This is a genomic window from Citrobacter sp. MGH103, assembly GCF_001034475.2.
Taxonomy (GTDB): domain Bacteria; phylum Pseudomonadota; class Gammaproteobacteria; order Enterobacterales; family Enterobacteriaceae; genus Citrobacter; species Citrobacter freundii.
Window position 1 is genome coordinate 2521013 of the sequence record NZ_CP073043.1, and the last position, 24759, is coordinate 2545771.

Annotated in this window: 22 protein-coding genes and 1 pseudogene; 7 read left to right on the forward strand and 16 right to left on the reverse strand. The window is 53.5% G+C overall.

The window, feature by feature from the left end:
* Positions 1-42: 42 nt before the first annotated feature.
* The 4 genes and pseudogenes from fdnG to SK33_RS12190 form a co-directional block, all read left to right on the forward strand.
* Positions 43-3090 carry a formate dehydrogenase-N subunit alpha gene (fdnG, locus tag SK33_RS12175; RefSeq protein ID WP_085952501.1) on the forward strand — a complete coding sequence of 1016 codons (3048 nt, stop codon included), beginning with the start codon at positions 43-45 and terminating at the stop codon, positions 3088-3090.
* Between the two features lie 13 nt (positions 3091-3103).
* Entirely contained in the window at positions 3104-3988 is an 885-nt protein-coding gene (gene fdnH / locus SK33_RS12180; RefSeq protein WP_003836226.1) for a formate dehydrogenase N subunit beta, read from the forward strand.
* The gene (gene fdnI / locus SK33_RS12185; RefSeq protein ID WP_003020054.1) at positions 3981-4637 is read left to right on the forward strand and encodes a formate dehydrogenase-N subunit gamma; all 657 of its coding nucleotides are present in this window, start codon (positions 3981-3983) and stop codon (positions 4635-4637) included. Before fdnH ends, fdnI begins: the two co-directional genes overlap by 8 nt.
* 129 nt (positions 4638-4766) lie before the next feature.
* A pseudogene (locus SK33_RS12190) lies at positions 4767-5367 on the forward strand (inorganic diphosphatase); the annotation flags it as partial.
* An 81-nt stretch (positions 5368-5448) separates the two neighbouring features.
* On the opposite strand, the gene SK33_RS12195 reads toward SK33_RS12190, so the two are convergent.
* The 3 genes from SK33_RS12195 to sra all read right to left on the reverse strand — a co-directional run bounded on the left by SK33_RS12195 (position 5449) and on the right by sra (position 9491).
* Positions 5449-7164 (reverse strand): ABC-F family ATP-binding cassette domain-containing protein, encoded by a 1716-nt coding sequence (locus tag SK33_RS12195; RefSeq protein ID WP_048217727.1) that lies wholly within the window; start codon positions 7162-7164, stop codon positions 5449-5451.
* A gap of 309 nt (positions 7165-7473) precedes the next feature.
* On the reverse strand, positions 7474-9171 hold the full coding sequence (gene maeA, locus SK33_RS12200; protein WP_048217725.1) for a malate dehydrogenase: 1698 nt from the start codon (positions 9169-9171) through the stop codon (positions 7474-7476).
* Between the two features lie 179 nt (positions 9172-9350).
* Positions 9351-9491: a stationary-phase-induced ribosome-associated protein gene (gene sra / locus SK33_RS12205; protein ID WP_003020039.1), complete on the reverse strand. Its 141-nt coding sequence runs from the start codon at positions 9489-9491 to the stop codon at positions 9351-9353.
* A gap of 227 nt (positions 9492-9718) precedes the next feature.
* Between sra and osmC the strand changes: the two genes are divergently transcribed.
* Entirely contained in the window at positions 9719-10150 is a 432-nt protein-coding gene (gene osmC / locus SK33_RS12210) for a peroxiredoxin OsmC (protein WP_003020036.1), read from the forward strand.
* A gap of 47 nt (positions 10151-10197) precedes the next feature.
* Here osmC and SK33_RS12215 read toward each other — a convergent pair whose 3' ends face one another.
* The 6 genes from SK33_RS12215 to SK33_RS12240 are packed head-to-tail and all read right to left on the reverse strand — an operon-like array spanning position 10198 to position 15907.
* Positions 10198-10968 (reverse strand): 3-hydroxybutyrate dehydrogenase, encoded by a 771-nt coding sequence (locus SK33_RS12215; protein WP_003020034.1) that lies wholly within the window; start codon positions 10966-10968, stop codon positions 10198-10200.
* An 11-nt stretch (positions 10969-10979) separates the two neighbouring features.
* Positions 10980-12374, reverse strand: coding sequence for a GntP family permease (locus SK33_RS12220; protein WP_196491835.1), 1395 nt, complete (start codon positions 12372-12374; stop codon positions 10980-10982).
* 37 nt (positions 12375-12411) lie between these two features.
* Positions 12412-13335 (reverse strand): 3-hydroxyacyl-CoA dehydrogenase family protein, encoded by a 924-nt coding sequence (locus tag SK33_RS12225; RefSeq protein WP_048217724.1) that lies wholly within the window; start codon positions 13333-13335, stop codon positions 12412-12414.
* A complete protein-coding gene (locus tag SK33_RS12230; protein ID WP_032935735.1) occupies positions 13325-14530 on the reverse strand; it encodes an acetyl-CoA C-acetyltransferase in 1206 nt (401 codons plus the stop codon). Before SK33_RS12230 ends, SK33_RS12225 begins: the two co-directional genes overlap by 11 nt.
* A 10-nt stretch (positions 14531-14540) precedes the next feature.
* A complete protein-coding gene (locus SK33_RS12235) occupies positions 14541-15197 on the reverse strand; it encodes a CoA transferase subunit B (RefSeq protein WP_003020022.1) in 657 nt (218 codons plus the stop codon).
* A gap of 2 nt (positions 15198-15199) precedes the next feature.
* Entirely contained in the window at positions 15200-15907 is a 708-nt protein-coding gene (locus tag SK33_RS12240) for a CoA transferase subunit A (RefSeq protein WP_003020020.1), read from the reverse strand.
* 142 nt (positions 15908-16049) lie between these two features.
* On the opposite strand from SK33_RS12240, the gene SK33_RS12245 reads away from it, so the two are divergent.
* Positions 16050-16940 carry a LysR family transcriptional regulator gene (locus SK33_RS12245; protein ID WP_003020016.1) on the forward strand — a complete coding sequence of 297 codons (891 nt, stop codon included), beginning with the start codon at positions 16050-16052 and terminating at the stop codon, positions 16938-16940.
* A 19-nt stretch (positions 16941-16959) separates the two neighbouring features.
* Here SK33_RS12245 and SK33_RS12250 read toward each other — a convergent pair whose 3' ends face one another.
* From SK33_RS12250 to SK33_RS12280, 7 genes are read right to left on the reverse strand one after another with little or no spacing between them, the layout of a single operon-like run.
* Complete coding sequence (locus SK33_RS12250) at positions 16960-17895, reverse strand: ABC transporter ATP-binding protein (protein WP_048217721.1); 936 nt, start codon at positions 17893-17895, stop codon at positions 16960-16962.
* On the reverse strand, positions 17888-18874 hold the full coding sequence (locus tag SK33_RS12255) for an ABC transporter ATP-binding protein (protein WP_003020012.1): 987 nt from the start codon (positions 18872-18874) through the stop codon (positions 17888-17890). The genes SK33_RS12250 and SK33_RS12255 overlap by 8 nt, the downstream gene beginning before the upstream one ends.
* Positions 18871-19767 (reverse strand): D,D-dipeptide ABC transporter permease, encoded by an 897-nt coding sequence (gene ddpC / locus SK33_RS12260; RefSeq protein WP_003020010.1) that lies wholly within the window; start codon positions 19765-19767, stop codon positions 18871-18873. The genes SK33_RS12255 and ddpC overlap by 4 nt, the downstream gene beginning before the upstream one ends.
* Positions 19764-20786 (reverse strand): ABC transporter permease, encoded by a 1023-nt coding sequence (locus SK33_RS12265; RefSeq protein WP_003020008.1) that lies wholly within the window; start codon positions 20784-20786, stop codon positions 19764-19766. Before SK33_RS12265 ends, ddpC begins: the two co-directional genes overlap by 4 nt.
* A gap of 44 nt (positions 20787-20830) precedes the next feature.
* Positions 20831-22393 (reverse strand): ABC transporter substrate-binding protein, encoded by a 1563-nt coding sequence (locus SK33_RS12270; protein ID WP_003843680.1) that lies wholly within the window; start codon positions 22391-22393, stop codon positions 20831-20833.
* Positions 22394-22408: 15 nt separating this feature from the next.
* Entirely contained in the window at positions 22409-22996 is a 588-nt protein-coding gene (gene ddpX / locus SK33_RS12275; RefSeq protein ID WP_003020004.1) for a D-alanyl-D-alanine dipeptidase, read from the reverse strand.
* A 14-nt stretch (positions 22997-23010) separates the two neighbouring features.
* Positions 23011-23877: a MurR/RpiR family transcriptional regulator gene (locus SK33_RS12280; RefSeq protein ID WP_003020002.1), complete on the reverse strand. Its 867-nt coding sequence runs from the start codon at positions 23875-23877 to the stop codon at positions 23011-23013.
* Positions 23878-24278: 401 nt separating this feature from the next.
* Here SK33_RS12280 and hdeB point away from each other — a divergent pair, with 401 nt between their 5' ends.
* Positions 24279-24608 (forward strand): acid-activated periplasmic chaperone HdeB, encoded by a 330-nt coding sequence (hdeB, locus tag SK33_RS12285; protein ID WP_003019999.1) that lies wholly within the window; start codon positions 24279-24281, stop codon positions 24606-24608.
* Positions 24609-24759: the final 151 nt, after the last annotated feature.

Consider the following 24759-nt stretch of genomic DNA (forward strand, 5'->3'; position numbering starts at 1 on the left):
GAGAGATTTCATGTACGAACCCCTGCAAAAAAGAGGAAAGCAATGGACGTCAGCCGCAGACAATTTTTTAAAATCTGCGCGGGCGGTATGGCGGGAACAACAGTGGCCGCTTTGGGTTTTGCACCCAAAATGGCACTGGCTCAGGCGCGAAACTATAAGCTGTTACGCGCCAAAGAGATCCGAAACACCTGCACATACTGTTCCGTAGGTTGCGGGCTATTAATGTATAGCCTGGGAGATGGAGCAAAAAACGCCAAAGAGTCGATTTACCATATTGAAGGGGATCCGGATCATCCGGTGAGCCGCGGGGCATTATGTCCTAAGGGCGCAGGATTACTGGATTACGTGCACAGTGAAAACCGTCTGCGTTACCCGGAATATCGCGCCCCTGGTTCCGACAAATGGCAGCGTATCAGCTGGGATGAAGCATTCACCCGTATCGCGAAGCTGATGAAAACTGACCGTGACGCCAACTTTATCGAGAAGAATGAGCAGGGCGTAACGGTAAACCGCTGGCTTTCAACCGGGATGCTGTGTGCATCTGCGGCAAGTAATGAAACCGGTATGCTGACGCAAAAATTTGTGCGCTCACTCGGCATGCTGGCAGTAGACAACCAGGCGCGCGTCTGACACGGACCAACGGTAGCAAGTCTTGCTCCAACATTTGGTCGCGGTGCGATGACCAACCACTGGGTTGATATTAAAAATGCTAACGTCGTGATGGTGATGGGCGGTAACGCCGCTGAAGCACATCCGGTGGGATTCCGCTGGGCGATGGAAGCAAAAAACAACAATGATGCCACGCTGATTGTTGTTGACCCTCGTTTTACACGTACAGCTTCGGTGGCGGATATCTATGCGCCAATTCGTTCCGGCACGGACATTACGTTCCTGTCCGGCGTCTTGCTGTACCTGATTGAAAACAACAAAATCAACGCTGAATACGTTAAGCATTACACCAACGCCAGCCTGCTGGTGCGGGATGACTTTGCTTTCGAAGACGGTCTGTTCAGCGGTTATGACGCAAACAAACGCCAATATGATAAATCGTCCTGGAACTACCAGTTCGATGAAAACGGCTACGCGAAACGCGATGAAACGTTAAGCCATCCTCGCTGTGTCTGGAACCTGCTAAAACAGCACGTTTCCCGCTACACGCCGGATGTGGTGGAAAACATTTGTGGTACGCCGAAAGAAGACTTCCTGAAAGTCTGCGAAGTGCTGGCTTCCACCAGCGCAGCGGATCGCACCACCACGTTCCTGTACGCGCTGGGTTGGACTCAGCATACCGTCGGGGCGCAGAACATCCGCACCATGGCGATGATCCAGTTGCTGCTCGGCAACATGGGGATGGCAGGTGGCGGTGTCAACGCCTTGCGCGGTCACTCCAACATTCAAGGGTTAACCGACTTAGGTCTGCTCTCTACCAGCCTGCCGGGCTACCTGATGCTGCCGTCAGAGAAACAGACAGACCTGCAAACCTATCTGGCCGCGAACACGCCAAAAGCGACATTGGCCGATCAGGTTAACTACTGGGGCAACTATCCGAAGTTCTTCGTCAGCTTGATGAAATCTTTCTACGGTAATGCTGCACAGAAAGAAAACGACTGGGGCTTTGAGTGGCTGCCGAAGTGGGATCAGTCCTACGACGTCATCAAATACTTCAACATGATGGATAGCGGAAAAGTCACCGGCTACATCTGTCAGGGCTTTAACCCTGTTGCGTCCTTCCCGGACAAAAACAAAGTGGTGCAGAGCCTCAGCAAACTGAAGTATCTGGTGGTTATCGATCCGCTGGTGACCGAAACCTCAACGTTCTGGCAGAACCACGGCGAGTCAAACGACGTTGATCCTGCGTCGATTCAGACCGAAGTCTTCCGTTTGCCTTCTACCTGTTTTGCGGAAGAGGACGGCTCCATCGCCAACTCCGGCCGTTGGCTGCAGTGGCACTGGAAAGGTCAGGACGCACCGGGCGAAGCCCGCAACGACGGCGAAATACTGGCCGGTATTTACCACCGTCTGCGAGACATGTATCGCACTGAAGGCGGTAAAGCTGTAGAACCCGTTCTGAAAATGAGCTGGAACTATAAGCAGCCGGACGAACCGCACTCAGAGGAAGTGGCGAAAGAGAACAACGGCTATGCGCTGGAAGATCTCTATGATGCCAACGGTGTACTGGTTGCGAAGAAAGGTCAGTTGCTCAACAGCTTTGCGTTGCTGCGCGATGATGGTTCTACGTCATCATCCTGCTGGATTTATACCGGTAGCTGGACCGAGCAGGGCAACCAGATGGCCAATCGTGATAACGCCGATCCGTCAGGTCTGGGTAATACGCTGGGCTGGGCCTGGGCATGGCCGCTGAACCGTCGCGTGCTGTATAACCGCGCTTCGGCGGATCCACAGGGTAAACCGTGGGATCCAAAACGCATGCTTATCCAGTGGAACGGTACGAAGTGGACGGGTAACGATATCCCGGACTTCAATACCGCGGCACCGGGCAGTGGCACCAATCCATTTATCATGCAGCCGGAAGGGCTGGGGCGTCTGTTTGCTATCGATAAGATGGCGGAAGGTCCGTTCCCGGAACACTACGAGCCGATGGAAACGCCGCTGGGTACTAACCCGCTGCACCCGAATGTGATCTCCAACCCGGCAGCGCGTCTGTACGAGGCGGATAAACTCCGTATGGGTACAAAACAGGACTTCCCGTACGTCGGGACGACCTATCGTCTGACCGAACATTTCCATACCTGGACCAAGCACGCATTGCTGAATGCGATTGCCCAGCCAGAGCAGTTTGTGGAAATCAGCGAAACGCTGGCGGCAGCGAAAGGGATCAACAACGGCGATCACGTGAAAGTTAGCAGCAAACGTGGATTTATTCGTGCAGTTGCCGTGGTGACCCGTCGTCTGCGTACCCTGAACGTCAACGGTCAACAGGTTGAAACGGTTGGGATCCCAATCCACTGGGGCTTTGAAGGAGTCGCGCGTAAAGGCTTTATCGCCAACACCCTGACGCCGAATGTCGGTGATGCAAACTCGCAAACGCCGGAATACAAAGCGTTTTTAGTTAACATCGAGAAGGCGTAAGGGAGGCGAACATATGTCTATGGAAACGCAGGACATCATCAAACGGTCCGCAACAAACTCCATCACGCCGCCACCTCAGGCCCGTGATTACAAAGCCGAGGTCGCGAAGCTGATCGACGTTTCCACCTGTATAGGCTGCAAGGCCTGTCAGGTGGCATGCTCAGAGTGGAACGATATCCGCGATGAAGTTGGCCACTGCGTCGGGGTGTATGACAACCCCGCCGATCTCAGCGCCAAGTCCTGGACGGTGATGCGGTTTACCGAAACCGAACAGAACGGCAAGCTGGAATGGCTGATTCGTAAAGACGGCTGTATGCACTGTGAAGATCCGGGCTGCCTGAAGGCATGCCCGTCTGCCGGGGCAATCATCCAGTACGCCAACGGGATTGTCGATTTCCAGTCAGAACACTGTATTGGCTGCGGCTACTGTATTGCCGGGTGTCCATTTAATATTCCGCGCCTCAATAAAGAGGATAACCGCGTGTATAAATGTACGCTGTGTGTCGACCGGGTCAGCGTCGGGCAGGAACCTGCCTGCGTGAAGACCTGTCCGACCGGGGCAATACATTTCGGCACCAAGCAGGAAATGCTGGAAATGGGCGAACAGCGTGTGGCAAAACTGAAAGCACGCGGTTTCGAACACGCCGGTCTCTACAACCCGGAAGGTGTGGGTGGTACGCACGTTATGTACGTTCTGCATCATGCCAACCAGCCGGAGCTGTATCACGGCCTGCCGAAAGATCCGCAGATCGATACCTCTATCAATCTGTGGAAAGGGGCGCTGAAACCGCTGGCCGCTGCCGGATTTATCGCCACCTTCGCCGGGCTGATTTACCACTACATTGGTATCGGTCCGAATAAGGAAGTGGACGACGACGAGGAGGAACATCATGAGTAAGTCTAAAATGATTGTGCGCACGAAGTTTATCGACCGCGCCTGTCACTGGACGGTGGTGATCTGCTTCTTCCTGGTGGCGCTGTCGGGGATTTCGTTCTTCTTCCCGACTCTGCAATGGCTGACGCAAACCTTCGGTACGCCGCAGATGGGACGCATTTTGCACCCGTTCTTCGGCATACTGATCTTCGTCGCGCTAATGTTCATGTTTGTGCGCTTTGTGCACCACAACATCCCGGATAAAAAAGATATTCCGTGGCTGAAAAACATTGTGGAAGTGCTGAAAGGCAATGAACACAAAGTAGCGGATGTGGGCAAGTACAACGCCGGGCAGAAAATGATGTTCTGGTCGATCATGAGCATGATTTTCGTGCTGCTGATTACCGGTATTATTATCTGGCGTCCATACTTTGCGCAGTTCTTCCCGATGCAGGTCGTGCGCTATAGCCTGCTGATCCATGCGGCGGCGGGGATTATCCTGATGCACGCCATCCTCATCCATATGTATATGGCATTCTGGGTGAAAGGTTCGATTAAAGGCATGGTTGAAGGGAAGGTGAGCCGTCGCTGGGCGAAGAAACATCACCCACGTTGGTATCGCGAAGTTGAAAGACAAGAAGCGAAAAAAGAGAGCGAGGAAGGGGTTAACTAATCCCTGATGTTCCCTCTACGCAATGGCGCTACATCGGTAGCGCCATTTTTTTGCCAAAAAAACGTCATGTTTCTGTCATCTGCTGAACGTAAGGTGTTGTCTTTCCAATAATAGAAGAGTTAAAAGACAATGCATCTGGTGAAAAAACTACTCGCAGTCAGCGTATTTCTTTGTGCTTCAGTTCAGGCGCAGAACATCCTCGAATTTCCTCAGCCGGAGAACAACCCGGAAGAGTTTTATGCCGTAACCGAAATCCCGGCAGGTGGAATGATTAAATATGAAACCGACGCCAAAACCGGGTTTATCGTTGCCGATCGCTTCCAGTCAATGCCGGTTGCCTATCCCGCCAACTACGGTTCACTCACCCAGTCTTTAGCCGGTGACGGCGACCCGCTGGATGTTATCTTTTATACTCGTGCGCCGCTGGCTCCAGGGACGTTAATTAAGCTGCGCGCAATAGGCGTCCTGAAGATGATCGACGGCGGTGAAAAGGACGACAAAATTGTCGCCGTGCCAGCCAGTAAAATTGACCCCACTTATGACAACATCAAAGAATTGAGCGATCTGCCCAAGATTGAAGTTCAACGTCTGGAATCTTTCTTCCGCGTGTACAAAGATCTGCCGGAAGGGCGCAAGAAGGTCGAATTAAACGGTTTCAACGACGCCGCCACGGCAAAGCAAGAGATCAAACAGGCCTGGGATGCCTGGAAAGAGAAAAAACCGCAGCAATAAATGGTATGCCGGATGGCAGGCCTACACGCGCATTTTGCTGGTGTAGGCCGGATAAGCTTGCGCCATCCGGCAAAAAAGATTACTCCAGTTGTGAGTTCAGACGCTCAATCTCTTTACGCCATTGCGCCTGTAACAGCGGTTTTTGATGTTTCGGCTTGCGGGCGAGATCGTCGGCCAGACGCTGTTCCAGATCGAGGAGTTGTTCCAGCAATCCATCGCTGTCACAGCTTATTTCAACTTTCGCTTCGACCACTGTTTTGGGAACGGTTATCTCCGCGGACGTTTCCCTAATACGCGCATTGACCGCCTCCAGATCGTGCCATTCACTGAGTTCGCCATTGTCGATTAACCAGAACCGGTTACAGCTTTGGCTGATAAGCTGCCGGTCGTGACTGACCAGCAACACGCCGCCGTTATAGCTTTGTAGCGTTTCTGCCAGCGCCTCTTTACCTTCCATATCCAGATGGTTGGTCGGTTCATCGAGCATCAGCAGACTGTAGCGCGCAAGCGTCAGCCCCACAAACAGCAGCCGGGAGCGCTCACCGCCGCTTAATGTACTGACCCTCTGCGTATGACGAATCCACGGAAAACCCGCGCTAATCAGCGCCATCTTGCGAATCTCTGGCTGCGGGACAAACGCTTCCAGCGCGTCAAACAATGAATCGTTATCGGCAAGCTGATGCAGCGTCTGATCGTAATAGCCCAGCGTAACGCGCGGGTGCAACACCAGTGAAGGCGATGCCAGCTGTGATTGAAACTGTTGCCAGATAAGCCTTAACAGCGATGATTTACCGCAACCATTACGCCCGACAATTGCCACGCGATCGCCGCTTTTTAACCGGATACCGGCAATGGAAAACAGTGTATCTGCGTCGGGAGCAGGGGCTACAGACAGATTGGTCATCTCCAGCAAACGATCTGCACGCAGGGAATCACCCTGCAATGTTAGTGTCCACTGACTTCCTGCCGTCACTTCTGTCTGCACCTCTTTCAGGCGCTGCACCTGTTTTTCCATCTGCTTGGCCTTGCGGGAGAGATCTTCGTTGTCGTAGACCCGCCCCCAGGTTGCCAGCCGTTTGCCGCTGGCGGTAACCCGGTCTATCTCTTTTTGCTCAGCCTTGTGGCGCAGAGCATCGCTGACGTCTCTTTCTACCAGCGCCTGACGTGCGGCGCTACAGGGCAGATCAAAGGCATGGAGAGTGCGATCGCGTAGGATCCACGTTCCGTGAGTGACTGCGTCCAGCAACTGCGGGTCGTGGGAAACCACTACAAAACTGCCAGACCAGTTCTGTAAGAACTGCTCCAGCCACAGTAATGTTGGCAAATCCAGATGGTTACCCGGTTCATCCAGCAGCAGCAGGTCAGGATTACGCATCAACGCCCGCGCTAATAGCAAGCGTGTGTGCTGGCCACCGCTCAACGTTTGCGCTGTCAGAGATAAATTCTCTGGTGTGAAACCCATTTCGGCAAGCAGCGCTTCAACTCGCCATTGTTGAGCCGCACGCTCATGCTCAGGAAGTTGAGCGAGAACGGCTTCCTGCAGTGTAAGAGGCAATATATCGTCAGGTAGATGTTGTTCTACACGCGCGAGATGGCAGTGATTCGCTTGCGCGATTGCTCCACTGGTGGGCGAAATCGTGCCATCGAGCAGTTTTAACAGCGTGCTTTTGCCGCAGCCGTTGTAACCGATAAGCCCGATGCGGTCGCCTTTTTTCAGGGTAAAGGATAGATCGTCGAATAGCGTGCCGAATGCCGTATCAACGTGTAAGGATTGTGCGGTTAGTAATGTGCTCATTGTTGCTTACTCAAGAGTTACAGGCGTGAAAACGCCTCGTCAAACATCGCTGACGATAACCCGGTAAGCCCGAGAGAAGGGGATTTAGAAGTTAGCTTCGCTCAAGCAGAAGTTATCGCAGCACGATACCGATAACGCTTGAGCACTGGCGATCGCCAAAAGCATGTGAAACGATAAAACGTTCACAGTACAGCATAAGTATCCTCCTTTTGTTTTTCAGAGTGTTGATCGGTAGCGAAAGTGTAATCGCAAATTACACTTTCGCGCAAACTTTGCACGCCCGGCAGCAATGTGCCGCCGGGCAAACCGTCAGATAGAAGTACGACGGTAGTCGCGATATTCCGCCTGCCAGAAATTATCGTCAATAGCCTGTTGCAGCGCTTCAGCGGAGGTTTTCACCGCCACACCTTGCTGCTGGGCCATTTTACCGACGGCAAAGGCAATGGCACGAGAAACCGTCTGAATATCTTTCAGTTCCGGTAGCACCAGTCCTTCACCGTTGAGCACCAGCGGTGAATACTGTGCCAGCGTTTCACTAGCCGACATCAGCATTTCATCAGTGATGCGCGACGCGCCAGAAGCAATCACGCCAAGGCCAATACCCGGGAAGATGTACGCATTATTACACTGCGCGATCGGGTAAGTTTTCTCTTTCCACAGTACCGGTGCAAACGGGCTACCGGTCGCAACCAGCGCGTTACCTTCGGTCCAGGCGATGATATCCTGCGGCGTGGCTTCTACACGAGAAGTCGGGTTAGACAGCGGCATGACAATCGGACGCGGACAATGCTTATGCATTTCGCGGATGATCTCTTCGGTAAACAGACCAACCTGTCCGGAAACCCCGATCAGGATGTCAGGTTTAACGTTGCGAACCACATCGAGCAACGACAGGACATCTTCTTGTGTATCCCAGTGCTGCAGATTTTCGCGTTTTTGCACCAGTTTGGTCTGGAAGGAGAGCAGGTTCGGCATTTTGTCGGTTAACAGGCCAAAGCGATCGACCATGAATACGCGTTGACGCGCCGCTTCTTCGCTTAAACCTTCTCGCTGGATTTGCGCAATGATCTGCTCGGCGATCCCGCATCCTGCGGAACCCGCGCCGAGGAAGACGATGTTTTGTTCGCTCAGCTGGCTTCCGGCCGCGCGGCTAGCCGCAATCAGCGTACCGACGGTAACCGCCGCGGTGCCCTGAATATCGTCGTTAAATGAGCAAATTTCATCGCGATAACGGGTCAGCAGTGGCATAGCGTTTTTCTGGGCGAAATCTTCAAACTGCAACAGCACGTCCGGCCAGCGATGCTTCACGGCCTGGATGAATTCATCAACGAATTCGTAGTATTCATCATCAGTGATACGCGGATTGCGCCAGCCCATATACAGCGGATCGTTCAGCAATTGCTGGTTGTTGGTCCCCACGTCCAGTACCACCGGAAGTGTATAGGCCGGGCTAATTCCGCCACATGCGGTATACAGCGACAGTTTACCGATTGGAATGCCCATCCCGCCGATCCCCTGATCGCCAAGACCTAAAATACGTTCGCCATCGGTGACAACGATGACCTTGATATTGTGGTTAGGGACGTTTTGCAGGATATCGTCCATATTGTAGCGGTTCTGATAAGAGATAAACACGCCGCGCGCACGACGATAAATCTCAGAGAAACGCTCACAGGCTGCGCCGACCGTTGGGGTATAGATAACTGGCATCATCTCATCCAGGTGATTATGCACCAATCGGTAAAACAGGGTTTCGTTGGTGTCCTGGATGTTGCGCAGGTAAATATGCTTGTCGATTTCGGTTTTGAAGCCCTGATATTGGATCCAGGCGCGTTCAGCCTGTTCTTCAATCGTTTCGACGACTTCTGGCAGTAACCCCAGCAGGTTGAAGTTACGGCGTTCTTCCACACTGAAGGCGCTCCCTTTATTCAGTAAAGGGAATTCCAGCAGTACCGGGCCAGCGTAAGGGATGTAAAGGGAACGCAGTTTTTTAGTTTCGTTTTCCATGTCACTCACTCTTTTTTGAATAACCGTCCCTGGCGCTCTTTATGATCGTATGTGGCCTGTCCGCCAGGGAAACGGGCGAAGTATAAAGCATTGTGAATGGGTTAAGGGGTTTTATAAGCAAAAACACCACTGCGGTTGCAATGGTGTTTATCTCGTTACTCAGTCAGACGTGCGAAAGGCTACTTGCCGTCAGCGCGGCGCTTTCTTCCAGTAGGATTGTTGACCACGTTGGTTTTGTCACCTTCGGTCACGATTTTACGTTGATTTGAGATTTTGTGGTCCAGTCCGAGAATATGACGGGCCTGACGGTTCGATTTCATTCTAACTCCTTAATCCTGTTACTGGTTTCAAGGGCGAGCCCGTATGAGAACGGACGAAATACAACCTGATATAAAGCCGATGTTCAACATAACGGCTTTCTGGATGGTCGGTCATTTTATCTGAAAGGTCAATGCTTAAGCGGCAAATGAGAACTATCCCGTATGTAACATGCTTTTTCCCGGGCGTCCTATACTAGTAACTCCGACGACAACACAGGAGAGCGGTAATGACTATCCATAAGAAAGGTCAGGCACACTGGGAAGGCGACATTAAGCGCGGCAAAGGCACTGTGTCGACCGAAAGTGGCGTGTTGAATCAGCAACCGTATGGGTTTAATACACGATTTGAAGGTGAGAAAGGTACCAATCCTGAAGAGTTGATTGGCGCGGCCCATGCAGCCTGCTTCTCGATGGCGCTTTCACTGATGCTGGGTGAAGCAGGGTTTACCCCAGATGCCATTGATACCACTGCCGATGTTTCTCTGGATAAGGTAGATGCCGGGTTTGCGATCACTAAAGTCGCGTTGCATAGCCAGGTGAGCGTGCCGGGGATAGACGCCGCCACGTTTGACGGCATCATCCAGAAAGCAAAAGCCGGATGCCCGGTATCTCAGGTTCTGAAAGCGGAAATAACGCTGGATTACAAACTGAAGTCTTAATAAAGTCGTGCCGGATGTGACCAGTTCTTATCCGGCACCTGATGATGTTATTGCGCTACCCAACCGCCATCCATATTCCACGCTACGCCACGCACTTGCGCCGCACCGTCTGAACATAAGAATAACGCGAGATTCCCTAACTGCTCTGGAGTAACGAATTCGCGCGACGGCTGCTTTTCAGCCAGCAGGGCGTCACGGGCTGCCTCAGGATCTGCGCCTTCGGCAATACGCTTATCGATCTGCTGCTGGACCAGCGGCGTTAGCACCCAGCCGGGACACAGCGCATTGCAGGTGATTTCTGTCTGCGCGGTTTCCAGCGCGATGGTCTTGGTTAATCCCACCACACCGTGCTTCGCTGCTACGTACGCAGATTTCTCTTTTGAAGCCACCAGGCCGTGAACAGAAGCGATATTAATGATGCGCCCCCAGTTTCGCGCGCGCATACCGGGAAGCGCCAGACGCGTGGTGTGAAAAACGGAGGAGAGGTTAATCGCGATAATCGCGTTCCATTTATCAACCGGGAAGGTTTCTATCGGTGAAACATGCTGGATCCCAGCGTTATTGATAAGAATATCCACACCGCCGAATTCGCTCTCTGCATAGCGCATCATGTCGGCAATTTGCGCTTCATCGCTCAGATCCGCGCCATGATAGCCTGGCGTTTTGCCATACTGCGCAACAGCGTCTTTGGCGGCATCAACATCACCAAACCCGTTGAGGATCAGGGTGGCGCCAGCTTGCGCCAGCACCTGTGCGATACCTAATCCGATACCGCTGGTCGAGCCGGTAACCAGGGCGGTTTTTCCCGTTAAGTTCATGATGATTCTCCTTAAACAATTCCGGTGGTGTAGAAGACGCCGATGACAAACAGTACGGCCAGACTTTTAATGATGGTAATAGCGAAAATTCCGCCATACGCCTGACGATGGCTAAGGCCGGTGATAGCCAATAAGGTAATGACCGCGCCGTTATGCGGTAGGGTGTCCATACCGCCGCTGGCCATAGATGCCACGCGGTGGAAGACTTCAAGTGGGATATTGGCGGCATGTGCGGCAGCGATGAAAGTGTCAGACATGGCGGCAAGCGCAATACTCATCCCGCCAGACGCCGAACCGGTGATCCCGGCAAGCGTGGTAATGCTGATAGCCTCATTGAGCAGCGGGTCAGGAATAGCCGCCAGCGCTTTTGACAGCACAAGGAAGCCCGGCAGGGCGGCGATCACTGCGCCAAAACCGTACTCTGACGCGGTGTTCATCGCCGCAAGGATCGCGCCGCCTACCGCCGTTCTGCTGCCTTCCGCCAGGCGACCTTTAATGTTGCGGTAGCCGAAGAGCACCACCAGCAGGATCCCAGAAATCAGCGCCGCTTCCACTGCCCAGATAGCGGTGATTTTACCGACTTCGGTGGTAATCGGTTTGGCAAGCCCCGGAAGTTCAAGTTGATGCGTGGCGCCGTACCACTGTGGGATCCAGCGGGTAAACAGCAGGTTAAATACCCCAACCAGGATCAGCGGAGAGATCGCGATGATCGGGTTCGGCAGATTAATGTTATCCGGCGTTTCCGGCTCGTTTAACAGTTCAGTGCCATAGCCTTCATTCTTTGCCTGCGCTTTACGACGCTGACGTTCGAGATAAACCAGACCGACGAAAATAATAAACAGCGAGCCTATCAGCCCCAGCCACGGCGCAGCCCAGGCGTTAGTCCCAAAGAAGCTGGTCGGAATAATGTTCTGGATCTGCGGCGTGCCTGGCAGAGCGTCCATCGTGAAAGAGAATGCGCCCAGCGCAACGGTGGCCGGGATCAGGCGCTTAGGAATATTACTCTGGCGGAACAGCTCCGCCGCAAATGGATACACCGCAAACGCCACGACGAACAGCGAAACCCCGCCGTAGGTTAACAGCGCGCACACCAGCACGATCACCGGAATAGCGTGACGACGACCGAGGATGTTGATAGCGGCGGCAACAATGGAACGTGAAAATCCAGATAACTCGATTAACTTGCCAAACACTGCACCCAACAAGAACACCGGGAAGTAAAGCTTCACAAAACCGACCATTTTTTCCATAAACAGGCCGGTGAAAGCAGGGCCGACGGCGCTGGGTTCAGTGAGTAATACAGCACCTAATGCCGCGATGGGGGCAAACAGGATGACGCTGTATCCGCGATAGGCTGCAAGCATCAGCAGACCCAGCGCTGCCAGGGCGATTAATACACTCATCATGACTCCTTATTATTATATTGGGGTACAGAAAGAGACGTTATGGTTTCAGGGCAAAACGCAGTTGATGCTCTCTGCGTTGCTGGATGTACTCCTTGCGCGAATCATCCCAGCGATAAAATCCCTGACCGCTGCGTAAACCGGTATCACCGTTGGCTACCTTGTCAGCGACCAACGACATCATCTCGCTGCCGGTTGCCAGTTCCGGGAGCAGATGCCGACAAATATCCTGCACCGTAGAGAGTCCGGTCATATCTGCCGCTTCCAGCGGACCAACCATCGCATAGCGACGTCCGAGCGAGGCGCGCATGACCTGATCCACCACCTCTGCGCTGGCGATGCCGCTTTTAACGATATGAAGCGCTTCACGAAGCAAAGCAAACTGCAGTCGATTGCCGACAAACCCTGGTGCGGCGCGATCGAGCACGACGGCTTCCAGTTGCATCGAGAGCAGCAACTGTTGCAGCTCACGCAGGTATTCCGCTTTGGTGGCGGTGCCGGGGACAATTTCGACCAGCGGAATAAAATGTGGCGGGTGCCAGAAATGGGCGATGAGCAGCCGCTCAGGATGGACGAGCTTTTCTGCCAGCGCATCCGGCGGCAGGCCGCTGGTATTACTGGCAATGACGGCCTCAGGCGCGATTAGATCTTCCAGTTGCGCATACAACGCGTGCTTGAGCTCGAGCCGCTCCGGGATCGCTTCAATCAGTAACCCGCACGCAGCAATCTCCGATAGCGAAGTCGTACCGTGCAGACGACTCACAACCTGTTCTTTTTCGTCTGCGGCAAACTGTTCGGCGGTAATCAGCTCATGCAGAATACCGCTGGCAACGGCGCTAATTTCTGCAATTCGGCTGCTATCGGTGTCATACAGCCAGATATCGTGACCATAACGGGCGAAGTGGGTGGCAATACCGACCCCCATTAACCCCGCCCCCAGAACGCAGACAGGCTTACTTTGCATGAGAGACCTCCTGCAAACGCTCTACCGCCAGCGCTACGCCCTGACCGCCGCCTACGCACAGCGTAGCCAGCCCTTTGGTCGCGTTACTGCGGGCCATTTCGTGCAACAGTGTCACCAGGATTCGGCAACCAGATGCACCGATGGGATGGCCCAGCGCAATCGCGCCGCCATTTACGTTCACCCGGTCGCTGTCCCAGTTCAGGGATTCGCCAACCGCCAGCGCTTGTGCGGCAAAGGCTTCGTTGGCCTCAATGAGATCGACATCATTCAACGTCCAGCCCGCTCGCTTCAGGCACTGGAGTGACGCTTCTACCGGCCCAAGGCCCATAATGGCGGGATCGACACCAGAAACCGCGTAGCCTGTTACCCGGGCAAGCACTGGCAAATTGAGTTCTGCGGCTTTGCCGGCGCTCATCAACATCACCGCGGCGGCACCATCATTGATGGATGATGCATTTCCGGCGGTCACCGTGCCGTTTCCTGGTCGAAATGCTGGTTTAAGTTGCGCCAGCTTGTCGGCCTGAGTATCCGGGCGAGGCTGTTCGTCACGGTCCACCACACGTGGCGGCTTTTTGCCTTGTGGGACGCTAACCGGCGTGATTTCCGCGCTAAAACGACCCGCTTCAATGGCAGCGGCGGCTTTTTGCTGGGAGCGCAGGGCAAAAGCGTCCTGCTGCTCACGACTGATTACGAACTTATCCGCCAGATTTTCGGCAGTAATACCCATGTGATAGTCGTTGAACGCATCCCATAGGCCGTCATGGACCACGCTGTCTTTCATACTGGCATGACCTAACCGCAGACCAGCCCGCGCGCCGTCGAGAAAATAGGGCGCATTGCTCATGCTCTCCTGGCCTCCGGCAATCACGATTTGCGCATCGCCACAGCGAATTGCCTGTACCGCCTGATGCACCGCCTTCAGGCCAGAACCGCACACCAGATTAATGGTTAACGCCGGTGTGGTTGACGGCAGTCCTGCGCGTAACGCCGTTTGTCTGGCCGGATTCTGGCCGCAGCCTGTCGTGAGCACCTGACCTAAAATCACTTCATCAATTTGTTCAGGCGCCACAGCCGTTTTTTCCAGCAGCGAACGGACAACCGCTGTACCTAACTCCACGGCGGAAAGTGGTGCCAGCGCACCATGAAAACTGCCAATCGGGGTGCGCGTTGCCGCGACAATTACAACATCCTGCATGGTCAGCTCCTCAGTTAAATTGCATTTCGGGGACAGTTTCGGGCACGATCAGCTTGCCGGCGGTTCTGGCGACGATTTCATCCACACTGATACCCGGGGCGCGTTCACGCAGAATGAACGCCCCGTCGGCAATTTCCAGCAGAGCCAGGTCGGTAAGCACGCGTTTGATGCAGGCCACGCCGGTCAACGGCAGGGTGCAGGCGGGAAGCAGTTTGGACTCACCGCTTTTGGAAGCATGGGTCATTACCACGATGATGTTGTCGGCTCCGGCAACCAGGTCCATCGCGCCGCCCATGCCTTTCACCATTTTTCCGGGGATCATCCATGAGGCGATATTGCCGTTAACATCGACTTCAAACGCACCGAGCACCGTCAGATCAACGTGGCCGCCGCGGATCATGGCGAAGGATTGCGCAGAGTCGAAAATCGCCGCGCCTTTGCGCGCCGTCACGGTCTGTTTTCCGGCGTTAATCATGTCGGCATCAATTTCGTCTTCTGTGGGAAACGGCCCCATACCCAGCAAACCGTTCTCTGATTGCAGCATCACGTCCATGCCATCAGGGATATAATTTGCCACCAGAGTGGGAATGCCGATTCCAAGGTTGACGTAATAACCGTCGCGCAGCTCGCGGGCGACGCGCATCGCCATTTGTTCACGCGTTAACATGGTCAGGCTCCTTTCTGGCGCAGGGTGCGTTGTTCAATACGTTTTTCAAACTGCCCCTGAATAATGCGGTTAACGAAAATTCCGGGAGTGTGAATCGCTGCAGGGTCCAGTTCTCCGGGAGGGACAATCTCTTCGACTTCCACGACGGTAATGCGCCCGGCGGCAGCCATCAGCGGATTAAAGTTCTGTGCGGTGTGGCGATAGATGACGTTGCCGTACCAGTCGGCTTTCCAGCCTTTAACCAATGCAAAATCACCGGTTATCGCCTGTTCAAGGATGTAAGGGCGTCCGGCAAACTCGCGAACCTCTTTCCCTTCCGCTACGGGGGTTCCATATCCAGTCGCGGTAAAAAATGCCGGGATCCCCGCGCCGCCCGCGCGCAACTGCTCTGCCAGCGTACCCTGTGGCGTCAGGATGGCTTCCAGTTCGCCGCTAAGCACCTGCTTCTCAAACAGGGCGTTTTCCCCTACATAGGACGCGACCACTTTGCGCACCTGGCGCGTTTCCAGCAGTACGCCAAGGCCAAAGCCATCCACGCCACAGTTGTTTGATACAACGGTAAGTCCCTGTACTTCTCGACGGCGTACTTCGGTAATCAGGTTTTCAGGGATCCCACATAAACCAAAACCGCCCGCCAGCAGCGTCATGTTGTCGGTCAGTCCTTCCAGCGCCTCTTGATAAGTGGCAACACGTTTATCCAGTCCAGCCATACACTTGCCTCCCCAGTTGTCCTTGCCGACATCATTGGGGGTGAAAAATGATTTGTTAATTTTAAATTTGTGACTCACTCATTGGGTTTTTTTATCAATTTAATGTTAATTAAAGGTATTCAACAAGTTAAAGGAATGCGAAATGGGAATGAGCATCAAACAGTTACGCGCGTTTTTAGCGGTAGCTCACACTCTGAATTTTGCTCATGCCAGTGAAAGACTGAACATGTCGCAACCCGCATTAAGCCTGGCGATTAAAGGACTGGAAGATTCGCTGGGCGGGGCGTTGCTGTTGAGAACCACCCGCAAAGTGACTCTGACGCAGGAGGGAGAAACGCTGCTGAATATGGGGCGACAGTTGCTGGCGGACTGGGAGAATACGGAAGAAGCCATGCGCCAACGCTTTACGCTGCAGCGTGGTAAAATCTCGATCGCCGCCATGCCCTCATTTGCCGCTAACGTCCTGCCATCGGTACTGAAAACGTTTCGTGATTCTTATTCCGGTATCAACGTAACGGTTCATGATGTGATCAATGAACACGTGATTGAAATGGTCAGTGAAGGGCGGGTCGAGATGGGCATAGCCTTCGAGCCGGACTATTCGGGACATCTGCATTTCACGCCGCTCGGCGTGGATCGTTTTATCGCGATTGTGCCTCCAACCTGTCGGCTGGCAGACAGGGATCGTATTGCATGGCGCGAACTGCTGACGCTGGATTTCATCACCTTGCAACGTCCGTCAGCCGTGCGGCTGATGCTGGAAGAACAACTGGTGCAAAGCGGACATACGCTGGAAGTGGCGCTGGAGAGCCATCAATTAGTAACCGTTGGCCGTCTGGTGGCTAACGGTCTGGGCGGTAGCGCCGTACCTGCACTATGCCGCACGCAAATGACAGAGTTAGGCGCAACCTGTATCGATCTGGATACGCCGGTGATCCAGCGTCGGATCGGGGTTTTGCGTTCAGCACATCATAAATTATCTACTGCTTCCGAGGTGCTGGTGGATTCACTGAAAAAGGCGTATCGCACCTGACTTTTCTCAACGGCTCAAGTCATGTAACCGCCCGCCAGCATCGAACGTCACATCCGGTATCACTTTTCAGTAATGCCTGTTTTTTCTCACAACCGTGGGTTGCCAATGGACATCTGTCACGGAAAAAGCATCCCTGGGGCAACGTTCGGTTTCCCGGTAGCTCGGTTTTACGTAACACCAAATCTTCCGTCAGTGGCGCGCCCGTTTTAGGGACAGAGTCCAGCAATAACCGTGTGTACGGATGGGCGGGGTGAGTGAGAACGTGTTGAGCATCGCCCAGCTCAACAATTTGCCCTAAGTACATCACCGCCACACGGTCGCTCATATGGCGGACCACCGACACGTTATGCGATATCAATACGTAGGTCAGATTTCTGCGCGCCTGTAGTGACACCAGAAGATTGAGAATTTGCGCCTGCACAGAGATATCCAGTGCTGAAGTGGGCTCATCGAGGACGATAACATCTGGTTCTGACGATAGTGCCCGGGCGATGGCGATACGCTGGCGTTGTCCACCGGAAAACGCATGCGGCAGACGGTCGAGATATTCCGGACGGATGCCTACCTGTTGGGCCAAATCTTCAGCAAGCATACGGCGCTCACGTTCCGGACTTCGTTTTTGGATCCATACCGGCTCAGTGATCGTGCGCCATACCGGTAAGCGAGGATCCAGCGATGAAAGAGGGTCCTGAAAGACCATTTGCATACCGTTATGCTGTTTATCACCACGGCGAGAATAGCTTCCCTGGCTGGGTTTCAGCATGCCCATCAGCAGTTGCGCCAGCGTACTTTTTCCACAACCGGATTCGCCAACAATCCCCAGCGTTTCACCCTGGCGAATCTGTAAATCCAGACCGTTGAGCGCATGCACCCGTTCCGTAACCTTGCCAAGCCAGTTTTTACGCGCAGGAAAGTTGACATGAACATCCTGCAGCGCCAGTAAAAAATCAGACATGTGTTGTCTCCAGTTGTGGATACCAGCAGGCAGATTGTTGATCTACGCCTCCCTGACTACTTAACGCAGGCGTTTCTTCACAACGAGGACCAGCGGCAAAGCAGCGCTCACGAAATGCGCATCCGGCAGGTAAGCAGGTTAGGTTCGGCACGGTGCCGGGGATCGCAGGTAACAATGCGCGCGGCTCGCCGTGTTCCGGCGCGCATTTCAGCAAGCCGATGGAATAGGGATGCGTCGGACGTTGAATAACGGTTTGCGTCGGGCCACTCTCAATCACGCTCCCGGCATACATGACGTACAACCGGTCGCATAACTGTGAAACCACCGCCATATCATGACTGATAAATAACACGGCTGTTCCGCTGGCCCGTGCTTTTAACTTCAGCAAACGCAGCACCTGCAGTTGCACCGTGACGTCCAGCGCGGTGGTCGGTTCATCGGCAATAATAAGCTCTGGCTCGCACGAAAAGGCCAGCGCAATCATCACGCGTTGGCGCATCCCGCCGGAAAGCTCAAACGGAAATCGTTTCATGACCTCCGGCGCGTCCGGGATTTGCATCTCTTCGAGTAGAGCGACGGCTTTATGACGGGCATCCGTGCGGCTTAACGCCTGGTGATGGCGGATTACCTCCACCATTTGCTGGCCGATACGCCGGGTCGGATTCAGTGCCGTCATGGGCTCCTGAAAGATCATCGCGACGCGTGCGCCGCGCCATTGGCGCATTTGTTTCTCACTGGCGTTGAGCACATCTTCACCCAGCAGTGAAACGCGTCCCTGGTGAATACGATAGCTTCCCTCCGGAAGCAGGCGCATGGTGAGCATGGCGGTCACGGACTTACCGGAACCGGATTCACCCACCACACCAACGATTTCTCCACGGTTGATGTGCAGTGATACATGGTTCAGCGCATGCACATCAGCTTTATAGCCGGGGAAACTCAGATGTAAATCTTCGATTTCCAGTACGGGTTGTGTCATGACTGTTTTCCTCCGGCTTTCGGATCAAGCAGATCGCGAATACCATCGCCAAAGAGATTAAAGCCCACGGCGGTAATCAGAATGGCGGCGCCGGGAAAAGCACAATACCACCACTGATCAAGCACGTAATTGCGGCCAATTGCGACCATCGCGCCCCATTCAGCGCTGGGTTGCTGCGCGCCCAGACCGATAAACCCGAGCGTGGCAGCCATCAGGATCGCACTGCCGATATCCAGCGATGCCTGCACAATGAGTGGCGGCAGAGAATTGCGTAAAATATGCCAGCTAATCAGATGCCAGCGTGAAGCGCCGTAGGTCCGGGCAGCCTGTACATAGCTAAACTGGCGCACCACTAACGTCTGACCGCGGGCGAGGCGTACATAGAAAGGGATACGGACGATGGCAATCGCCAGCATGGCGTTAAACAGGCTGGGGCCCAGCGCGGCGGCCAACGCCATCGTCAGCACCAGCGAAGGAATGGACAGCATAATGTCCATCATCCGCATAATTATCGCGTCGGCGCGCCCGCCCATAACACCCGACAAGCAGCCCAGCAGTGATCCCAATCCCCCGGCGATACCCACCACCACCAGACCCGCAACGACCGACTGCTGACTTCCTACCAGAACGCGGCTGAACAGATCGCGACCGACTTCATCGGTACCAAACCAGTGAGCGGCTGACGGGGGCAGCAGGCGCGCACTCAAATTGATGGCATTAGGATCGTGTGGCGTTATCCACGGCGACAGCACCATCAGCAGCAGTATCAATACGATGATGACCCCGCCAACCAGCGTCAGCGGGCTACTTTTCATCATCCAGAACAGTTTGGCCCAGTCCGTGCGGCGGCGTGCTGTCTGAGGGGCGGTCGGCGTTTCTTGTGTGAGCATCATTCAGCACCTCCACGTCCAATTCGAGGATCTACCCACAAATAGAGCAAATCCACCACCAGGTTGACCAGCACATAGGCGAACGAGACCACCACGGCAAATCCCATTACCGCCGGGAAATCGAGCGCCTGAATTGAGGTCACCACCCAAGCGCCCATGCCTGGCCAGGCAAAGACCGTTTCGGTCAATACCGCACCGTAGAGCAGATCGCCCAGCGCCAGGCCGAGGACGGTGATTGATGGGATGAGTGCGTTAGGCAATGCATAGCACAGCACGATGTACCAGCCCGGTAACCCGCTGGCGCGGGCGGTACGAATGTAATCTTCACTCAGTTGCTCCAGCATGGCGGAACGAATCTGGCGGGCAACGATCCCAAGATGTACAAAAGCCAGTGTCAACGACGGTAAAATCAGGTGCTGAAGCGCATTGAAAAAGACTTCGCCGTTGCCTTCCAGCAGTGCATCAATCAGGTAGAACCCGGTGACGTGAGCAGGTGGATCCAGCCAGTCGTCTAAACGTCCACCGCCGGGTAAAATTTGCAGATGACCGTAAAACAGCACGATAACCCCCAGCCCCAGCCAGAATGCAGGCGTGGAGATACCGGTAATTGCCATTAGCCGAACAAGGTGATCAAGCCAGCGGTTACGCCAGACCGCAGATAAAATACCCAGCGGGATACCTATCACCAGCGCCAGCAACAAAGAGCAGAAAGCCAGCTCAAGGGTAGCGGGGAAGAAAATGCGCAGTTCATCCAGTACCGGACGCCCGGTGCGAATGGAGGTGCCTAAATCGCCGTGAAAAATGTCGCTGACATAGCGAAAAAACTGGACATACAGCGGTTGATTCAGCCCCAGCTGTTGGCGAATATTTTCGACAATTTCATCGCTGGCGCGGTCGCCCGCCAGCAGCCGTGCGGGGTCGCCAGGTATCAGATGTGAAATAATAAAGGTGATTACGCAAACACCGATAACCACCAGAATAAGTCCCCAGCATCGCTGGCGTAAAATACTCCAGAACGTCATTAGCTTCCCCTTGCGGAGCCAGAGCGGCTCCGCGTAAACGTGGCTTATTTACTCATGGTGGAGATATTGAAGACCTGTTCCAGCATGGGGTTGAATACAAATCCTTTGACGTCTTTGTTCATCGCCAACTGATAGTTTTTCTGGAATAAATAGACGTAGGCCGCTTCATCAATCACGATGGTTTGCGCCTGCTGGTAGTCATTGGTTCTGGCCACCTGATCGGTCGTAGCCAGCGCGCTACGCAGCAGCTTATCGACCTCACTGTTTTCATAGAACGAACGGTTACCCGGCAAGCCTTTCTTATCTGACTCAAACCAGTAGTTCATAAACATGTACGGGTCGGCAAAATCCGGACTCCAGTTACCAATGGCAATGTCGTAATCGCCTTTGCCCACGCGGTCACGCATGGTGGCGTTCGCCAGTTTTTCCAGCTTCACCTTAATGCCCAGTTTGCCAAGGCTTGCCTGGGTAGCGAGCGCGATAGGTTCCCAGTTAGGATCATTATCTGAGTACAGGAAGCTCAGGCTTTCAGGTTTGGTGGCAACTTTGTCCCACGCGGCTTTGGCTTTGGCTTCATCGAAGCTGTACTGCATGGCCTTATCGTCAAAACCCCACATGCCTTCGGGGATTGGGCCACGCATTTGCTTTCCATTGCCGCTCAGGATCCCGTTGACCATCCCTTTATAATCGGTGGCCCACGAGATAGCTCGGCGTAAATCCACCTGATTGAGCGGGGCCTTACTGTTGTTGAGATACAGATAAGTCACGCGCAATGAGGGATAATCCGCCACGTTCACTTTGCCTTCCTGTTTTAAAGCAGCAAGCTGGTCAACAGGAAGCGCATCGGCAATGTCGATATCGCCACGCGACAGTTGCAGGCGACGGGAGGCGCTTTCACCAATGATTTTGACTGAGACGCGCTTAAACGTCGGTTTTGTACCGGCATAATGCGGGTTAGGCACCAGCACCAGTTGTTGCCCCTTTTGCCAACTCTTCAGCATGAAGGGACCAGATCCTGCCGTGTTCTGCGCCAGGAATCCGCGGGCGTCGTCTGCGGCATGTTCTTTTAAGATGGCCGGGTTAATGATTGAGGCACCGTCATTTGCCAGCGTATACAGAAACGGAGCAAACGGCTGGCTGAGGGTAAACTTCACCGTGGTGTTATCAATAGCCTCAACCTTCAGATCTTTCGGGAAAGCCTCCGCAGGTCCCTGACCAATCTTGAGCAAACGTTCGAAGGATTGCTTTACCGCATCAGCCGTCACCGGTGTTCCGTCGGCGAATTTGGCATCGTTTTTCAGGGTAAACGTCCACTCTTTCTGGTCGTCCGAGGCTTTCCAGCCGCTGGCTAAATCGCCTTCAACTTCCGTGGAACCTTTACCACCATCGGTTTTGTACTGAACCAACCGCTGGTAAGAGGGATAGGTGACCGTCCAGTCATTGTTATCTATGGTCACAGCGGGATCGAGCGTCTGCGGATCGGCGGCTTTACCAATCACTAACATATCTTTGGGAACGGCAGCCTGCGCGGCGGGCAGGGCAACCGCTAACGCAACGGCTATCAGAGCGGGGCGGAAAAAAGCGTTTAACGCAGGTGTAGTCTTCATAACCAGGCTCCAGAATTAAAGGGGATGTTGTGTTGTTATAGACGTGACAGTGTAACAATCAATTTGATCGTCAAGCAGCGGGTAACGGGCGGCATCAGGTAATTCAAAATGCCACCATTCGCTGTTAATACCGACAAAACCACCACCAAACATAATGGCATTGAGCAGCAGGCGGTTACGCTGCGCTGCCGGAGGAACAGACGGATGCCAGGCATGGGAACGGTCGTGCATTTCATCAAAACCGGCCCCCATATCAAGGAGATGGCCGCGATCGTCCATCAACGTGACGTCAATGGCCGTACCCCGACTGTGATTGGAACCAATCGCGACATCGACAACATATTGCGGGTCGGGACAGGCATTCCACAGTATCGCCTGCGCCTGCTGGGGGCGATACGCGTCGTACACCACCAGCGACAAGCCCGCCAGTTGCGCAATGCTGATGCTTTTTGCCAGCGCGGTTACCGCCTCGGTGTGCAACAGGCAACGCGCTTCCCTGTAGATAGGTGCGCCGGTAATGTTGTCGGCAGTAGCGTATTTAAGATCGATATGCAGCGACGGAAATATCACCGACAGATCGACCAGTTCTGGGAGTTCTGACATAGCACGTTTCCTGTTTATTGTTCGAATTGACCAAATTGTTGTTGTAACTGGCGATTAGTTTGCAGGCGTCCTGCGAGGGCGTCACCCAGTTGCGCCACCACCGCAGAAAGTAATAAGTTGAACAGACAGCTCACCGGTGCCAGTGAGTCCCAGAAATGTCCGGTGTCGGTTTTTACCTGAAGCAAATCAATGGAATAATCCCTGGCCCATGGGCACCACACATCGGTAATTAGCGCCAGCGGAATGCAGCGTTCAGTGGCGACACGGCAATATTGTCGCGAAATAGCGGAGTAGGCGCGCATATCAGTAATAACCACGTAAGGCTGGCTGAATCCCGAGTTCAGCGACTCTACCCAACTGCCGGAAAGGCCTTCGGAGTAGCTGACTTTAGGTCGCAGATATTCCAGGTGACTAAAAAAGGCGTTAGCGATCCCGCGTGTGGACTGGATCCCGAGGATGTACACGGCTTCCGCATGCGCCAACTGCTGTGCAATGCGTAGAAACGTCTCACCCTGAGCAAGTTGGTAGACGTGGGTAATGGCGTCGATTTCCAGTAACAGCGACTGGTGCGCCCGATCTGGCAGGCTTTGTTGCTGGTGCCAGGAATCCAGTCGTTCATTCATTCCCCAGGGCTGATACGGAACTACAGGCAGCTCACGCAGACTGGCTTTTGCATCCTCCAGGTTACGAAAGCCCAGTTTACGCAGATAACGTCCGACGGTAATGCCGCTGGTTCCGGTTGCTTTCGCGATGCCATCCGCGGTTTCAAATGGGATCTGCACAGCATGGGCTAACAGCCACCCAGCCACGCGCTTTTCGCTGGGCGTCAGCTGGCTAAAGGTTTGCTCTATGCGGGTAAATAACTCTGGTTTGGCTGTCATTACCTTCTCGCTGTTAGTTGTCTGTCAGATTCCGTATCTCTGTTAGCGAATTAACAATGCACGACGCGTGCCATGTCAGTAACAGCAGCATGCTGGCTGTTTTTGTTAAAACTCAGCTCAAATTCGTTAACTAATGATCAACATTTGTGCAGCGTAGTTCAGTTTTGGTGCAACGGCAGAGGAAGCGGGGTATGAATCTGCTGATTTCGTCGGAACGATCACATTGTGGGCAACATTTATCCCTAAGACATAAGAATCAGTAATTGAAAATATAAATTTCAGCCATATCAATAACACCAATCTTTATTCTTATGACGATAGGGGTATTATTTTTCGCGAGCTACATTAACGGTGTTAAGCGCAAGTGTAGATATTATTTATATTATACATGGAGTACTACAATGAATAAATTCTCCCTTTCTACAGCAGGTATTCTGGTCGCAGCGCTGTTAACCAGTGTCAGCGTCAATGCAGCAACAGATAACGCTAAAACTGAAGTGACTCCGAAAGGCATGAACTGTCAAGAGTTTATTGATTTGAACCCACAAACTATGGCTCCGGTGGCCTTCTGGGTGCTCAATGAAGACGAAGACTTCAAAGGTGGCGATTACGTAGACTATAACGAAACCGTTACGACTGCAGTTCCTCTGACCGTTGAACTTTGTAAGAAACATCCGCAGAGCGAATTAAGTAAAATAAAAGACGAAATCAAAAAAGAATTATCTAAATAAAATTAAGCCGTTATTAAAACCCAGCCAAAGTGCTGGGTTTTGTTATTTGTGACGTTGTCACTTATTTGTTTTGCAATACTTAAGAAAACTTTATAAAGATATAAACGCCTGTGCCGATACTGGATAAAAGTTAGCCTTTTGCAGAAGGAGT

Coding starts and splice junctions, on each gene's coding strand:
- osmC (WP_003020036.1), top strand. CDS start 9,719: ATGACTATCCATAAGAAAGGTCAGGCACACTGGGAAGGCGACATTAAG.
- ddpX (WP_003020004.1), bottom strand. CDS start 22,996: ATGTCAGAACTCCCAGAACTGGTCGATCTGTCGGTGATATTTCCGTCG.
- sra (WP_003020039.1), bottom strand. CDS start 9,491: ATGAAATCGAACCGTCAGGCCCGTCATATTCTCGGACTGGACCACAAA.
- SK33_RS12220 (WP_196491835.1), bottom strand. CDS start 12,374: ATGATGAGTGTATTAATCGCCCTGGCAGCGCTGGGTCTGCTGATGCTT.
- SK33_RS12195 (WP_048217727.1), bottom strand. CDS start 7,164: ATGAGCACATTACTAACCGCACAATCCTTACACGTTGATACGGCATTC.
- fdnI (WP_003020054.1), top strand. CDS start 3,981: ATGAGTAAGTCTAAAATGATTGTGCGCACGAAGTTTATCGACCGCGCC.
- hdeB (WP_003019999.1), top strand. CDS start 24,279: ATGAATAAATTCTCCCTTTCTACAGCAGGTATTCTGGTCGCAGCGCTG.
- SK33_RS12215 (WP_003020034.1), bottom strand. CDS start 10,968: ATGAACTTAACGGGAAAAACCGCCCTGGTTACCGGCTCGACCAGCGGT.
- SK33_RS12245 (WP_003020016.1), top strand. CDS start 16,050: ATGGGAATGAGCATCAAACAGTTACGCGCGTTTTTAGCGGTAGCTCAC.
- SK33_RS12250 (WP_048217721.1), bottom strand. CDS start 17,895: ATGTCTGATTTTTTACTGGCGCTGCAGGATGTTCATGTCAACTTTCCT.
- SK33_RS12235 (WP_003020022.1), bottom strand. CDS start 15,197: ATGTTAACGCGTGAACAAATGGCGATGCGCGTCGCCCGCGAGCTGCGC.
- SK33_RS12255 (WP_003020012.1), bottom strand. CDS start 18,874: ATGACACAACCCGTACTGGAAATCGAAGATTTACATCTGAGTTTCCCC.
- ddpC (WP_003020010.1), bottom strand. CDS start 19,767: ATGATGCTCACACAAGAAACGCCGACCGCCCCTCAGACAGCACGCCGC.
- SK33_RS12270 (WP_003843680.1), bottom strand. CDS start 22,393: ATGAAGACTACACCTGCGTTAAACGCTTTTTTCCGCCCCGCTCTGATA.
- SK33_RS12230 (WP_032935735.1), bottom strand. CDS start 14,530: ATGCAGGATGTTGTAATTGTCGCGGCAACGCGCACCCCGATTGGCAGT.
- SK33_RS12240 (WP_003020020.1), bottom strand. CDS start 15,907: ATGGCTGGACTGGATAAACGTGTTGCCACTTATCAAGAGGCGCTGGAA.
- fdnH (WP_003836226.1), top strand. CDS start 3,104: ATGTCTATGGAAACGCAGGACATCATCAAACGGTCCGCAACAAACTCC.
- SK33_RS12280 (WP_003020002.1), bottom strand. CDS start 23,877: ATGACAGCCAAACCAGAGTTATTTACCCGCATAGAGCAAACCTTTAGC.
- SK33_RS12225 (WP_048217724.1), bottom strand. CDS start 13,335: ATGCAAAGTAAGCCTGTCTGCGTTCTGGGGGCGGGGTTAATGGGGGTC.
- maeA (WP_048217725.1), bottom strand. CDS start 9,171: ATGGAAAACGAAACTAAAAAACTGCGTTCCCTTTACATCCCTTACGCT.
- SK33_RS12265 (WP_003020008.1), bottom strand. CDS start 20,786: ATGACGTTCTGGAGTATTTTACGCCAGCGATGCTGGGGACTTATTCTG.